This is a genomic window from Eubacterium sp. BL-380-WT-2B (genome assembly GCF_009696115.1).
Classification (GTDB): Bacteria; Bacillota; Clostridia; order Eubacteriales; family Eubacteriaceae; genus Eubacterium; species Eubacterium callanderi.
On record NZ_VUMP01000010.1, the window covers coordinates 110,024 to 125,468 of the forward strand.

Sequence of the window (15,445 nt, forward strand, 5' to 3'; positions counted from 1 at the left end):
ATAGTTATATTTTACGCTCATTTTGTTACATAGTCAACATAAATATGCTCTTTTTGAAACATCTCTCTTACGCTATTTTTACAATTTTCATCCCCCCTTTCTATGATTAAATAGACCTTAGCCATTTTTTTAATATGCTTCTATGTCTTTATTTATGGGGCTTTCAAGACTTTCGGTCACGTGACCGGTTATTATCTCTCAGCCGCACATTCTATATTTTGTGTATGTATTGATAAGCTTTGGGTTTTCATATAAACTAAATCTTCATTCCAATCCTTTGTGTATTTTGGAGTATCTATTTTTAGTTCATATCTTCCAGGATATTTTTCTTCGATCAGTTCCTTGAATTTAATACAAAAATCAGGCCCTCTTCTTTTTCCAAATCTATCTGGTGGATCATTATCAACGGATAATACAACAACATTGATTTCCGGATGATTTTCCAGATAATGAAAAACTTTCTCATGTTTTAATCCGTTCATACTAAACCATGTATCTTCTAGCGCTGTTTTAAGTCGATGTGGTGCAAATGTTTTAAATATGGTCATTCTGCTGAGAAGATCAATAGGCGATTCAAAGATTCGCATCCGGTCGTTTATTCCTTTTATTTCAAAACCATATTTTTCATCATCCCCAATACATTTCTGGAATTTCTTTCCATCACGGTCATAGGTTCCTCGCAAGGATGCACCAACGATTTCCTGATTGAAATTTTTGTAAAGAAACACACAATTGTGAAAATCACCACTTTCATAAAGAACATGGTGATCTACGAACTTTTGAACAAAAGCTTTATCCAGCATTCTTTTCTTTGTTAAATAAGCAAAAAGCCGATTGTAGGTATTGCTTTTGGGAGGCAGTTTAAATTCTTTCTTTTGATTTATTCTGCTTTCCTTGTTTTCCCATCTCTTTTTCGTATTGCCTATATTTTGGCGGATCAATGCTTGATAATCCTTTTTTGAAATTTCTTCGGACAAGTCATAACCTTTGAGTTTTACCATTTCATTGATAGCTTCTACTTGATCATAGGCTTCACCAGTTTGAACTTCATGCAGCCAACGGACAAAGAGAATCGGGCCGCCACGGTCAAATGCAACACTGTCCGGCGAGAAGTTTTTCCAACCCCAACCGTCCAAAGTAACATTAAGACCGTTCCAATCCCCTTGCGGGTCTGGATGCTTATAATCACTGCCGACTTTCTTGAGCTCAAAGCCAATTAACTGACAATATTCAAAAATTGACATTGTGTTCGCTATTTGAACTTTCTCTTGATACCGCATTGATCTTCCTCCTGTATTTAGACAATAAAAAAATCACTCAACTGAGTGATAAAATTTAGTGCCAGAAAAGGCTATTTTTTTAGATTTTATTTTTACTTCTATATTTAGGGCAACAGATTATCTTAGCACGATAACTCTGTTTACAGTCAAACCTGCAATCATTGCATTTAGACGCATAGGATATGTTTTTATTTTCATCAAGAAAAAAAGCATTGCTGGATACTTTTCTTATTTTTGAGCATTTATCGTTCTGTGGGTATATATCCATGAACGTTATTTGTTTCATAGTCCGGAATGCCAATATTCCTTTCTATTATTTTTAATTTACTTTCCCATGCGGATAACTGCTGTCGTTTTGCCATATAAGATTTTTGTGCTTTTCCTAACTGTTCATTAAATTTTTCGATCCTTACACTTAAAAAATCAGCCGTTTTTTGTAGTTCATTGTGTCGATAATTAAGCCCTTCTTCTCTTTTATTAAGTTCTGCTTCCCACTGTTTAAGGTAGGCTTCCTTCTCATTCAGTTGAGCTTCTTTCAGGGCCATATTCTTGTATTTCATAATGATACCTCCATAATCATTTAAACATTAAGCATTTTTTTAAACCGGCTCAAACCTACTCAAATAGCGGGATGCACGACTTCCGGTCACGTGACCGGCAGTGTATTCTACATTTTACCGCCCATCTTCATCTATCTCGTTAGAGCCGATGTATCCCTCTGATTCAAATGTTTCTCTCCATTCTTCCTGATCATTAATTTCTTTTTTAAGATTCTCAAGGCTCACTTCATAATCCCTTGAGGCTGATGCATTTTCTGATACAGCCTGTGCTGCCAATTCTATAAGATCACAGTCTTTTGATTTGAAAAGATCCATTACATCATCCGCTTCGCAACCAAGCATGGCAGATAACACAGTGGTTAATTCTTCCTCATAACTTTCTTTGATTTTTGTCATTTTTTTCTCCTTAGGATATTGTTAGATTTTTGGGGTTTTGGGGTCTAAGGGGCTTGCCCCTTTCAATTTTTTCTGTTTGGAACAAACGGAAAAACAAGATTGCGATTGTTGGACGTTTTGGTGAAACCAAAATGTCCGACAATGGCGTATCTTGCCCATCCCTCTTACGAGGGTTGGTAGGCTTTGCCGATAAAATAAACCCATGCTCGGTTTTCAATGCTTCTAAAATTGTTCTGAATTTTCATTTTCTTCTCCTTTTTTATCGAATCTATTGTACAATCTAAGCGCATACTCTGGCAGATCGCCTATTGGCATATCTTTATAATTCTCAGCTTTCGCGTAAAAGCCAATTGTTGGTAGCCATATATCATCTACCGGACAGTACGCCTGGTATTCACCATAACATATTTCCATAACTAGGCTGGTACCCATACTTTCTATATAATCATGCTCGAAAATCAATTCATTTTTGACATTACGCTTTACTGTGCAGCGGCAAAGCGTTTTAACATCAATCTTGTAATTCCTAAAATCATTTTCACTACGAATGTACCATTCATTATCTATGATCAAAGGAAATCCCATAATCCACCCACTACCTACTTTTCTTTTTGCTTTGTAAATGTGGGCTTCTTTATTGATAGCCATATCTATATTGTTTTCCATTTTACTGTCCTTCATTTTCAATTTTTTAACTTAAGCATGTAATATATATTCTATTTATAACATATCTCGCACTAGATAAAACAAAATGGCGGTTGCGATCAACCACACTAAGAAATTAAATTCTCCGCAATGCAAACCTCCGTAATATTCCTCCATTCCGAAGCGAATGTCCATCCGTTCTGATCGTGGACTATATACAAAAGTTCCTTCTTTCATCTTAATCTTCTCAATTATTTTATTTCTAAAAATTCTATTTTTTCGTTGGGATTGTTAATCTTCATCTGTAGTCCAGCGGGCTGACCAAACTGTATATGAAGGTCTGGAGCTGAGTAGGTACACTAAAGTTGCCTGTGAACAAAACGCTTTTTTTTGATCTCCAAGTTCTTCAAAAAATCCCTTTTTTACACTATATTCAATGACATAACCTGTTTTCATGCTTTAATCCTTTTTTTTATTCTTTTTTAAAAAGAGGCTCAAGTATTGCCCTCTCTTCACGATACAATTCTTCTAATTTCTCGTTGTATTTTTTCAATACTTTGGCGATTTTCATTTTCTTATTTCTCCTAACAAGATTTTACAACTTTATTTTTGTACAGATAACTTTTCGGTTACCGTATTTTTATCAATTGATCCCTTTTGTCCATTCAACTCTTCGATCAGTTCGCTTTTTAATTTCGGGTATAATTTTATTTCAAAAAACATTTGGGCTGCTTTAATTACCTCCTGCTTAATTCTTTCTTCACTGCTACAGGCACGATCCACCAAATCGTGAATTGTCTGTGCTACCATTTTAATACTTTCACTTTGTTCATTGAGTCTTTTCGCATAAGCTTCTAGGCTGACTTCTTTTTCGCCCACTAAAGCCTCACGAATTCCAGCTTCAATTTCTGTCTTATCGGCATACATAAACGCATCTCTGATTTCATTCTCTTTCTCTAAATTAATTTGTTTTTCTTTTATTTTAAAAAGTTCGTTTTCCTTTTCTTTTAATTTAGAGTTCATTTCATGAATTTCCGTCTCATACTGTTGCTGTATTTTTGCAATTTCTTGATTATATTGTTCCGACAATTTACGGCGTTCATCTTCTAAGTTTCGAGTCTGACTAACTGCAATGATCTGACTTTTTTTTACCATCTCATTTTGCAGATTTTCGATCTCGCTATTTCTCTCACTTAACCGTTGTTCTAGCGCATCTATTTTCTTTTGCGCTGCCTGAAGCTCAAGCAAGACTTTTTCATTTTTTTCAGCTTTGATTTTTTCCCACTGGTCTTTAATTTCTTCGTGCCCTTGTTCCCTTGCAATTTCTGCAAAGAAATCTTTCAACAACTCCTCAAGCGCTGGATCAACACCATCAAAAAGACCATGCTCTTCACTGAAGATCATCTCGTACAATTCTTCAGTCTGTTCTTCTGTTAAAAATTTTTCTTCATTTTCATCATCCAGTTCCAATGCTGCTACTTCTTCAGCAATTTCATAATTTACATCCATTCGTCCCTCCATAAGGATTTTCTCAACATGGCTCTAGACCAGACTACAAGCGGATTTCAAGACTTTCGGTCACGTGACCGCTTTTCCGGAAAACAAAAAAGGGCTTGTCAGCCCGATGTTATTTCATCCATTTCATCATCATACTCACTCATATTTGCAAAATATACTTTCAATGCTTTTTCAATAATTTCTTGTATTTCCTTTGGCTTTTTTTCGTTAAAATACTCATTCTTTATTTCCTTTGGCAGTTTTACACTAAATGAAGCATTTCTGTTGTTTCGCTTCTTGCCTTCGAAAACTTCTCGAATCATCTCTTCATTCAGCTCTCTTTTTTCCATTTTATCTTTAAGTATTTTAGAGATTTTTTCATCAATTGGCTTTTTATATTCCCGGCTCATTTGCATGACAAATTTCTGATCTTCCAGAGAGAGTACCGATAAATTTAAAGCTACCTTCATGGCCATTTTTTTATCATCTACTTCGCCTTTTATTTCCTCGCAGCATTTGTATAACTGTAAGTATCGACGTCGTGTCCGTTCTGAGATACCATGAAACACTCCCGATTCTTCTTCATCATCCGATGATAAGCTTTGCTGTATTTTTTCACTGAGGTTTTCTTTCTTTACTTCTTCAACCAGTAAATGAACAATCTCAGCTCGTTCAGAAAACTTCAAGTCGTTAAAGCCCCTCTGTTGAATGATGGCATCCAAAGTGACGTACTGCGCATCAGCATCTGAGTATTCTTCCAGAATGTACGGGATCGTTGTCTTTCCAGCAAGCTCTGAACAATGTACTCTATTTCTGCCATTTAAAATCTCATATTTACCAATTTGAATTTTTGACTCTCTGATGAGAATTGGCTGAAGCACACCAAAAGCTTTAATGCTTTCAACCATCTCCTTCTCTTTCTCCTCACCATATAATGGTATTGGATGAAAGGGTGAAGGAACTAATAAAGATATGTCAATCTCGTCTCTGGTTGTTTTATCTTTATTATAACCTGCTATATATGTATTATCGGGTTTTGTTGCTCCCAAAAATTCTGACATATCAAAATCAAATTTTTCATCCATACAAACACCTCTTAGTAGTTTGAATCAATTTCTTCTGCTAATTGTTGATAAGCAAGCCCTACCGGGTTCTTCTTGTCATAAGCTCGGACAGCCGCCTTTGCAAGTACAGATTCAGGTGCTTTAACAGATGTTGGGATCATTGTTTTAAACACATTTAAATCTTCCCCAAATCTGTTTTTTACCTGTTTTTCTAAATCCTGAGTCAGGCGCAATCGCCCTTTATACATTGTAAAAAGTATTCCTTCAATTTCTAATTTTGGGTTAAGACCACCATGGCCGAAACCCCTTTTTATAATCTCTATGTTCTTTAATAGCGTGTTAAGGCCATCAACCGCATATGGCTCAGACTCGATTGGTATAATGACGGAGTCTGCTGCTACAAATGCATTTAAAGTTAACTTAGAAAGTGTCGGTCTACAATCAATAATGACATAATCATAACCTTTGCCATATTGTTTTACTATTTCATCAAGAATTTGCTCTGTATTGGGCGTAACGTAAAGGGCTCGCTCAGCTACTTCCAAAACCACATTCGCCGCTATATATTCAAAGCCATTTTTGAAAATAACCACTTCTTCTGCAGGCGGCAGTATATCTTCATAAGACACACCATTATCAACGCCAGTAACATAGTTAATCATGTTTTCGATCAAATTTGTCAACGTGATATGATCCTTACTGTGTGGGTTCGTACCACAATGCCGCGTCATATTTGATTGCGGATCATTGTCGATTAAAAGAACCTTTCTTCCTCTTTGCTGTAACTCATAGGTAAGGTTTATGGCTGTCGTTGTCTTCCCGACGCCGCCCTTTTCGTTTGCCACCGCAATTACTTTTGTTTTCATTCTAATCTTCTCCTTTGTAAAAAAAAATACACTCCCTCCCGAGTGTTATTGGTGGTGATTTCCGGTATCGAACCGGTTCAATTATTTTCTTCCAAAGAATCACCATAAAAAATAAAAATGACGTAAGTATTGCTGCTTTATATTTGATTACTGCTATGAGATCACAAACTCGATAACAAAACAATACGCCAGGAATATAACATGGTTAGTTTTTGAACGCGGCTCATTCCACCGCCCTGGAGATTTACCCACACACCTTGCTTCACCGCCAAGCTTTGCTCTACGTCACGCCATTGATGTGCTGCCCCTTCTATATGGACACCAAGTTCTACTCCGTTATGTGTCTTCGCTTATTTGCTCAATAATGACTTATTGAAGGATTTACCATGATTATTTACTTCAACATATTGCTTGAGCTTCAAGAGTGTCCATTGGCAACTCTCTGGCTAAATTCAGAACCCATTCCTTTAGCCAGGCTATATATCCCTATTGCGCTGTTGTGGTTACAATGTTTTCCACATAAATCTTTTCCCCGTCCTTCATCCGAAAGATTTTTCACCATCTAGATTCATCGATAAAATAAAGCAAATCTAATGCTGTGCAGTTGGCTCGAACCAACGCCACATGCAGGAGCGTTTCTCAAAAACTTTCTTATTAAATTTCATAAGACCAATTTATATATGTTTTGGCAAGTGGGAGATTTGAACTCCCATTCTTTATAGCTAGAAAAATCTACAAAGCGTCTGCCATTGACTTAACTTGCCACGCAATTAATTCATTGATTCTGTTAAGTCTTCTAAATTCAGATCTAAAACTTTTGCGATTTTCACAATTGTTGTAAATCCAGGATTACGTTTACCTGTTTCCAGGTAGTTCACCGTTGCCTGTGAAATGCCGGCTTTTGCCGCCAGCTGGCTCTGATTTAGGTTTTTTTCTTCTCTGGCAGTTCTAATAATTTCACCAATCGTCATCATGTCACCTCATTTAGCAGTCATACATATAGAGCGCTTATCTTTAAACGTATACATTTTTAGAAATAAAACCCTTGACAATTTTTATAACAATTGTTATAATATGGTCATAAAGAAAATAATAAATACAAAAAAGTAGTAAACAAAATCAAAAGGGTTTGTTATAAAACAAAAAAAATAGGCGTCTAAAAAATTATAATTTTTTAGACGCCTATTTTTTCTTACAGGTTATACATTTTCACTATTTTATAAAAGTGGGCACGGCTTATATCCAGCATTTCTGTGGCTTCTTCGCATGTGATCTTCTTACTCCTCCAGTCAGAAGTGATCTGCTGGAAATATTTCATGTCAATTTTCTTTTTAGGTCTTCCGAATTTAACGCCTCTTTTTTTTGCTGCTGCAATTCCTTCTCTCTGTCGTTGATTAATTTTTTCTTTTTCTAATTGTGCAAAATATGATAAAATCTGTAATACAATATCGGACAGAAATTTCCCCGTCAAACCATTTTTATTTACTCTGGTATCCAGTAATGGCATATCTAAAACGACAATATCAGCTTCAATTTTTCGATTAATTACATGCCAATTTTCTATAATTTCGTCATAATTTCTGCCCAATCGGTCGATTCCATGAATAAATAGAATATCTTCTTTTTTAATTATTTTTAGTAGTGCTTCATATCCAGGCCGTACAAATGTCCCACCTGTAATTTTATCTGTAAAGATATTTTCTTCACAAATCCCCTGCGCTGTCATTGCATCAATTTGCCGCCAAAGATTCTGATCTTTAGATGAAACACGTATGTAACCATATTTTTGAGTCATAATAAATCCCCCTTTTGACTAAGAATGTTTATTTGCACTCTATATGTACGTGTTCATTATATGCTATTTTTTTCCTTTATTAAATTCTACGCTCACGTGACTGAATCTCTCAAAAGCTATATAAGAAAAGGAATTTGGGACTTTTTATAATATTCTTACCTTCAAAATAAAATAATTATATAGTGTTACACAAATTTTCATTAAATTATAGCTAAATACAAAAATCTATAAAAAGATATAAAATAAAAACAGCTTTAAAAATCTTGATATTCTATCTTTGTAGTTATCCAAGATTTCGAAGCTGTTTTATATTTACTATTTCAGATGCAAGTATGCAAAAATCTTATTTATATAATTATTTTTCTAACTTCTGCGTAATACAAATGAGAATATTCAGTGTTTATTTTCTTTCTTTCGCTTTCTTGCAAAACTTAATCCTAATAATGCACCAATGGAGCTAAGTAACCCAGCAACTTGTAAGCTACCATTTCCCGTGTATCCTGTGTTTGGACCAAAATTAACACTTTTATTTTCGTCCTTACTAATAGTATCTTTATTGCCAATATTTTTGTTATTATCACCTGCAACTTCTGACTGTTTTACAATAACTTTAACATTTACTTCTTCCTTGCTTCCATCTGGATATGTCACTACGATCGTTCCTGTGGTTTCTCCCGCTGTATCCGTATCCACTGGGGTCTTCCACTCATACCTTGTTCCCTCTGGAAGATCGTCTTTGTTCTTGATTCCGTCTTCTGCATTTGGCTGACTTCCTTTGTCGGCTGTGATTGCTTGCCCTGATGGGTTATATGCATCTGCTGCCAAGCCATAGTTGACCGTTACGGTAGCATCTTCCTTGGTTCCGTCTGCGTAGGTTACTTCCACGGTCACGGTCTGGTCTGCACCATCTGCAGTAGGAGTAGGAATCTCACCTTTGATCGCTTTGGATTTCACTTTCTCTGCTGGTGCCGGAGCCTCTTGGCCATCCTTGGTTTCTGTTACTGTGACTTTGTCCAGAATTGCAGCCTCTTCCGCTTTCTTTCCGTAGTCCTGATTCAGTGTACCACCTTTAGCATCGTATTTGTCCTTATCTGGTGTAGTGAATGTAAATGGGTCTCCCATAACGGGATTGTCTGCATTTGGACTATATGCAACCAGAACAACCTCTGTACCATCTGGCACTAGGTTTGCGTTAACATCCAAAAAGAAATTTCCGGCTACCAGATCCTTATATGGAATCTTGACTGTACCGTATTCATCAGTTGTGTATGTTTTCGTATCTTTATCATAGCCTTGAAGCTTGACGATCACATTTCCAGCATCTTCATTTGTGGTTTGGATCAGTCTTGCCGGGTCTGCTGGATCAGCAATCAATGGCTTTGGAACAGTTCCTTCAATCGTTGTCTTTTTAGTGGAATCAAATGTTGTCGTTGTAGTAGTTGGTTTTGATACTAGATAATCGGCAGCGTTGTTTGGTTCTGTCTGATCTGTCATAAATTCCTGTCCATCAGGTACTCCATCACCATCTGTATCTACCTTAGTAGTATCGGTACCAATCTTCCATTCAACAAAATCAAATAGACCATCTTTGTCCGTATCATTCGCATCCAGATAAGCATTTGCATACGAATCATTCAACTGCTTTGGATCATCTCCATTATCATTTGTTGATATACCTTGTTTAGTGTTCAGATAGTCTGCTTCCATCCAGCTATCAAATAAGAAGGATTGCTGATTTTTCTCAATATATTCATTAGCTGCATGTGCAAAATCAGAAAGAGTTACGCTATCTTTTAGTTTATAGGAAATCGTATAGTTACGGCTTTGACCAAGCGTTCCAAAAAAGATTCGGTCCAAATTCTTTCTTGCTGCATCTAACTGCGCCTTTGTATCATTCCCGATGATGCTTAGTTCTGGAACCTGACTTGTATCCACTAAGCCTTGGTCGTTAATTGGTACCGTGAATTCTTCATGGTTTTCATTAATCTTTACGCCGTCCAAATCAGAGCAATATATTTTAATATTATCTGTATCAATATATGGAAGCAACTCTGGTGGTATCTGTTCTTTCACATACACAACCCAGCTATAATCTGTCTGTAGGAAATTCTCAGCAGGTTTGAAGATGTGTATAGAACGAATGGTCATATCATCAGCATTAAATTTAATTTTTTGATTCACTTTACCTTTTGTAAAATCTGTTTCCTTTTCATTCTTATTCTTATTATTACTTTGCAAGATATAACCATTAGAAATACTGTTTGAAGCTATAGCTCCTTTATTGGTCGTCAAAACAGAATTAAATCCAATTGGAGTATCCTGTAAATTAAGACTTTCCAATGTCTGTCCATTTTTCAGCGTGATTTTAACAGACTGTTCACGTGAAAAACCTATCAAAGCATAGTTAGGCAGTTCTGTAACTGGCAGAGACCACATCGCGCCATCGTTATGCTTTTCCAGACTAATATCATCTAAAATAACTTTATCGATTTGTTTATAAAAGGTATCGTTAGTAAAACTCAAAAGATATTTCCCAGCATATTCGTTCGCAGGGTCTGTCCCCCATCCTGTGCTTCCATTAAACCAATATGTAAATATCATAGATAAACTTCCGTCATCCTCAACTTTATTGAAAACAGTAGAGCTATAACGTAGGTTGGTCCCGTTATCAATTCCGGTTGCCGTATAATGTGTTGTAGTATCCAGTCCTCTGATTTCCTGTGCATAGACGGTACCCAAAGACGGCACCATTAGCGTGATGCCCAGTAATACAGAGCACACGCCAATACTCAGTTTTCTTATACCGTATCTTTGTCTTCTTTTGGTCAGTATCTGTAAACTTCTTTTTCTATAAATTGAGTTATTCTTCATAAAAATCAATTTCCTTTTAACTGTAAAATATCGTTTAAAGATAGTGCATTTTATATCCTCAAAAAATTTTTTTTAAAAGTTAGATACATATAAAAAAATTTAATTCTAGATTTTCATATATTTAATTTATATAATAATAAAAACTTACAAAAATGGATTTTCTATAGTCACCTTAGCCTTTCCCTTTTAAAAATAAATTTTTTTCGCATTAAAAATACATATTATTTTTTATCTTTAAACTATAAATAAAATAGTTCATAATTCATAATAAGTCTATACTATTTAGAAGTTATAGCTGTTTTTTACATATTTTTATATATTTTATACATATTTATTCTTTTTCTAATTAAAAATAAATCTACTGTCTCTTAGATATATCTTCAAAAAAGGAACGCCTACTTTAACAACTATATTTTTTGCCAATTGCATTTTCCTGCTTTAATGTATAATAGATTTCGTTAAATTAAACGTCATATGTCTTTTATATTTTTCTCAAGTAATTAAGAATTTTAAGTTGTTATTTTGATTTTTTTAAACACAAAAAATATTTTAGTATGTATATTCTTTTAAAAATTTTCTTATTGAAAAAACTTCATATAACGATTAATGCTCTGTTTTAAAAATATTTTTTTTGGTATAAATAAAAAAAGCAAATAAAAAACTGTGGAGGTGTTAAAATGTGTACTGCAGTAACATACGTAACAAAAGATCATTATTTTGGCCGTAATCTTGATTTGGAATTTTCTTATAATCAAAAAGTAACGATTGTGCCACGAAATTATGAATTTAATTTTCGGAAAGTGAAGCCCATGAAGTCTCATTATGCTATGATTGGTATGGCTTTTGTTGTTGAAAATTATCCATTGTATTATGATGCCACCAATGAAAAAGGCTTAAGTATGGCTGGACTAAATTTTCCTGGAAATGCAGATTATAAACAAGAAGTAGAAGGGATAGATAATATAGCACCTTTTGAGTTTATTCCATGGATTTTAGGTCAATGCGCTACTATTGCTGAGGTAAAAAGTTTGCTCGATCGAATTAATTTAATTAATATCGATTTTAGCAAAGAGTTGCCTTTATCGCCTTTGCATTGGATTATTTCAGACAAAGAAGTATCTATAACCGTAGAATCAGTAAAGGCAGGCTTAAAAATATATGATAATCCAATAGGTATTTTGACTAATAATCCTACTTTTGATATTCAGATGTTTAATCTTAATAATTACATTAATATTACCAAAGAAGTTCCAGAAAATCGTTTTTCAAGTAAATTAGACCTCGATATATATAGTCGTGGTATGGGTGCTATTGGCCTTCCAGGCGATCTTTCTTCATCATCTCGTTTCGTGAAAGCAGCCTTTACTAAACTAAACTCAATTTCTGGAACTTCTGAATCTGAAAGCATTAGTCAGTTTTTTCACATACTTGGTTCAGTCAATCAAGAACGCGGATGTGTTCGTCTGGCTAAAGATACGTACGAAATCACTATTTACAGTTCATGTTGCAATACAGACAAGGGAATTTATTACTATAAAACTTATGAAAATAGTCAAATAACAGGGATTGATTTGTATAATGAAAATCTTGACAGTCAAATTCTTATTTCTTACCCGTTAATTAGTGGACAGCATATAAAAATGCAAAACAGATAATAACATTTTTACCTTTATATTCGATATTAAAAAAATGAAGTTCTATGTTTTTTATCAACTATCAACAATTTGAGCATCTATTGTATGAACCTATTTTAAAAAACTTTTATATTTGTTTAGAGTTTTCAAATTTTATTTTAACGCTTAACATTATTATAACTTTTAGAATATTTCGACATTTAATAAGTTTCATCAAAAAATCCAAAAGCATGAACCGTTTATAAAATAGATTTTTCCATTTTCTTATTTCAATGGTTCAACCGTAAACAGGTCAATATGTTCTTTCATCTTTCTATTTGGGTTTTTGGTATAGATATTAAACTTTACTTTAACTCCATATTACTTACATAAAAGGTGGTTTTCCTTACAATGTAAAACCCTCTCAATATATAAAATTGAGAGGGTTTTATGAGAGGATGAGGCGCAAATTTTAAACGTTATTATTATCTATACTACCTAAACTTCAGATGAAATAAATGGTCGATCAGTGACATTGAATTAATTTAGGTTAGGAGGGCACCTCGAACTCCGATTGTTAGTAACAACATGCTTTGGAGCCATTCATATTGTTACTGAGATAATAATATATTAATTAAAACATCAAAGCAAGTAATTTTAGGTGTGAAAATGTAAAAAACAATATTTTTTTCTGTGTAAAATTTCAATATATCGATATTTTTTTAAGCTAATGTAATTATCTAATTTATCCTTTTCCATTTTTTGTAGATTAACCCTGTTGTATGTATCTTTTTTCAGTACTATAGTCCATTATTGATTGATTTTTAATGCTATTATCCGTCATTTTATCCATAAATGGCTATTTTACATTTTTATAAACAACGGTCAGTACTTCATTAATTTATTTCTAACAAAATTATAAAAATATTTTCAATAACAATAAATACTCCTACTACTATAAAAGCTCATTTTCAGGGATAAATTATACCATCTAAAATATAATAATCTACTTTACATCTGATCCTATTTGCCAAGATTCAACCTGTTTATAAAAATTTTTGTTTACTCTACTAGATAATTTATAAAAAGATATCGCTATTATACAAACCATAAACAAATTTGTTTTAATCTACTTTCTATTTTTTCTGTAATATTCTTTTCGTTCTCTTTTTACACATACAAATTTTGAATATTAAAAATATTTATTGAAAATTTATAAAATAATCAGATGCTTTAAAAAAACAAAAATTTTATTCAGTATATCCAATAACTTTAATCATAATATAAAATATTTACGCTGTAATTTTCAACAAATATATGTAAATAATATTTCTTTTTTGTATGACTATTGGAAAAGTATTTTAATTTTTTTATACTAATAATACGCTATATTATATCAATTCTTTTTTAAAAGACAAGGAAAGGAAAATACCAATGAATAATTTTTATAAGATCATAAAATCGATTCACGTAATATCTAAACTCCCAATACATGTTTTTGATAAAAAGTTTTTATTAAAAAATCTATATGTTTCAAACCAAGTATACATACTTCCATATGACTTCAAAAAGCATCTTACTCAACCTAATAGCAAGAAATCTCCTTACTTATTTTCTGGAATATTTGACGAAGTTTTCTTACAGTTTTGTTTCAAAGATATCATTCTAATACTTGGTCCATTCATAACCAACCATCTCGATGAAAATAATATACTAAAAAAAATTCGAACAATCACTCGAGACGAAAATTATGAAAACCATTTATCTCGTTACTTACATCACCTACCTGTTTTTCCTTTAGGAGATATTCGTGATATTCTTATTTTATTAAACTTTATATTTAATGGAGATGATGAATGTCCATATTCTAAAGAACTACATCAACAAGTTTCTTTAAATGAAATTAAAATCAAAAATAATACTATTAATAACTATACTAATCGTATTTTTAATGCAGAAAATTATTTATATTATTATGAAGCACAATTATTGGATCTTGTTAGAAAAGGAGATCTGAAAAGCTTAAAAGAAAATTTAGCCAAAACAAGTAACAGTATAATACCCAATGTTAGCGGAGATTTTATCCGTACAGAAAAAAATTATACAATTATCATTTTAGAAAAGCTCTCTTCCCAATCAATTCAATTGGGTCATGATATTACCAATATTTATCGACTTCGTGATTTTTATATTAAACAACTGGAAAATATAACAGAATTGATGGATGTTCTTTACGTTAGGGATACTGCAATTATACATTTCACTAAAATAATGCACGATTTTTTAAGTGGAAGTTGCTCATCTTTTGTAAAATCTGTTATTCAGTTTATTGGCCTTAATTTATATAGTTCGATTAAAATATCAGATATTGCAAACAAGTTTTTTGTATCCGAATCAACTCTCCGCTCTAAATTCAAAAAAGAAATTGGACTTAGTGTCATAGAGTACATAAATAAACGAAAAATCAATGAAGCAAAATTATTACTACGATCTGGCCTCTCCCCTCTTGAAGTTTCTGGTACTCTTGATTATTATGACTATTCTCATTTTTATAAAACTTTCAAAAAGTTTACAGGAGTATCTCCTAAAGATTATCAATTTTCTACCAATCTACTTGATAAAGAAAAGATCATTTAGCAAAAAGTTTTAAATTTTAGAATTCAATCACCATCATTAAAACTATACATCTATATCTACTTATGATATACTATAGAACAACTTATTTTATATAAGTAAGACAGAACTATATAATTTTTAGGTTTTTATTTTCCTAGATTCTGTCCTTAAAAAAGTTATGAGTGTATTTTTTATGAAAGGAGCTAGCGACCTTTACTTAACAATCCGAAGAAAAGATAATA

Annotated in this window: 14 protein-coding genes and 1 pseudogene; 2 read left to right on the top strand and 13 right to left on the bottom strand. The window is 33.0% G+C overall.

Features of this window, described 5'->3' with window-relative positions; genetic code table 11:
* Positions 1 to 191: 191 nt before the first annotated feature.
* From FYJ53_RS19095 to FYJ53_RS19150, 13 genes and pseudogenes are all read right to left on the bottom strand, one after another.
* Positions 192 to 1,280 carry a DUF3991 and TOPRIM domain-containing protein gene (locus FYJ53_RS19095; RefSeq protein WP_154557665.1) on the bottom strand — a complete coding sequence of 363 codons (1,089 nt, stop codon included), beginning with the start codon at positions 1,278 to 1,280 and terminating at the stop codon, positions 192 to 194.
* 242 nt (positions 1,281 to 1,522) lie between these two features.
* Positions 1,523 to 1,840, bottom strand: coding sequence for a hypothetical protein (locus tag FYJ53_RS19100; RefSeq protein WP_038352303.1), 318 nt, complete (start codon positions 1,838 to 1,840; stop codon positions 1,523 to 1,525).
* Between the two features lie 114 nt (positions 1,841 to 1,954).
* On the bottom strand, positions 1,955 to 2,236 hold the full coding sequence (locus FYJ53_RS19105) for a hypothetical protein (protein WP_154557666.1): 282 nt from the start codon (positions 2,234 to 2,236) through the stop codon (positions 1,955 to 1,957).
* Positions 2,237 to 2,458: 222 nt separating this feature from the next.
* Positions 2,459 to 2,902 (bottom strand): hypothetical protein, encoded by a 444-nt coding sequence (locus tag FYJ53_RS19110; RefSeq protein WP_052237439.1) that lies wholly within the window; start codon positions 2,900 to 2,902, stop codon positions 2,459 to 2,461.
* Between the two features lie 54 nt (positions 2,903 to 2,956).
* Positions 2,957 to 3,118: a DUF5348 domain-containing protein gene (locus tag FYJ53_RS21245; RefSeq protein WP_195840279.1), complete on the bottom strand. Its 162-nt coding sequence runs from the start codon at positions 3,116 to 3,118 to the stop codon at positions 2,957 to 2,959.
* 54 nt (positions 3,119 to 3,172) lie between these two features.
* Positions 3,173 to 3,337, bottom strand: coding sequence for a hypothetical protein (locus FYJ53_RS19115; RefSeq protein ID WP_154557667.1), 165 nt, complete (start codon positions 3,335 to 3,337; stop codon positions 3,173 to 3,175).
* 147 nt (positions 3,338 to 3,484) lie between these two features.
* Positions 3,485 to 4,390 (bottom strand): hypothetical protein, encoded by a 906-nt coding sequence (locus tag FYJ53_RS19120; protein ID WP_154557668.1) that lies wholly within the window; start codon positions 4,388 to 4,390, stop codon positions 3,485 to 3,487.
* 107 nt (positions 4,391 to 4,497) lie between these two features.
* Complete coding sequence (locus tag FYJ53_RS19125; RefSeq protein ID WP_154557669.1) at positions 4,498 to 5,463, bottom strand: ParB/RepB/Spo0J family partition protein; 966 nt, start codon at positions 5,461 to 5,463, stop codon at positions 4,498 to 4,500.
* 11 nt (positions 5,464 to 5,474) lie between these two features.
* Entirely contained in the window at positions 5,475 to 6,308 is an 834-nt protein-coding gene (locus FYJ53_RS19130; RefSeq protein ID WP_013380165.1) for a ParA family protein, read from the bottom strand.
* A gap of 686 nt (positions 6,309 to 6,994) precedes the next feature.
* Positions 6,995 to 7,072 (bottom strand): annotated as a pseudogene (locus FYJ53_RS19135).
* Positions 7,073 to 7,078: 6 nt separating this feature from the next.
* Entirely contained in the window at positions 7,079 to 7,282 is a 204-nt protein-coding gene (locus tag FYJ53_RS19140; protein WP_013380164.1) for a helix-turn-helix domain-containing protein, read from the bottom strand.
* A gap of 218 nt (positions 7,283 to 7,500) precedes the next feature.
* On the bottom strand, positions 7,501 to 8,103 hold the full coding sequence (locus FYJ53_RS19145; RefSeq protein ID WP_013380163.1) for a recombinase family protein: 603 nt from the start codon (positions 8,101 to 8,103) through the stop codon (positions 7,501 to 7,503).
* 393 nt (positions 8,104 to 8,496) lie between these two features.
* Positions 8,497 to 10,974 (bottom strand): Rib/alpha-like domain-containing protein, encoded by a 2,478-nt coding sequence (locus FYJ53_RS19150; RefSeq protein ID WP_154557670.1) that lies wholly within the window; start codon positions 10,972 to 10,974, stop codon positions 8,497 to 8,499.
* Positions 10,975 to 11,651: 677 nt separating this feature from the next.
* Between FYJ53_RS19150 and bsh the strand changes: the two genes are divergently transcribed.
* Both bsh and FYJ53_RS19160 read left to right on the top strand, forming a co-directional pair.
* The gene (bsh, locus tag FYJ53_RS19155; RefSeq protein ID WP_154557671.1) at positions 11,652 to 12,629 is read left to right on the top strand and encodes a choloylglycine hydrolase; all 978 of its coding nucleotides are present in this window, start codon (positions 11,652 to 11,654) and stop codon (positions 12,627 to 12,629) included.
* Positions 12,630 to 14,021: 1,392 nt separating this feature from the next.
* Positions 14,022 to 15,224 (top strand): YSIRK-targeted surface antigen transcriptional regulator, encoded by a 1,203-nt coding sequence (locus FYJ53_RS19160; protein WP_013380159.1) that lies wholly within the window; start codon positions 14,022 to 14,024, stop codon positions 15,222 to 15,224.
* Positions 15,225 to 15,445: the final 221 nt, after the last annotated feature.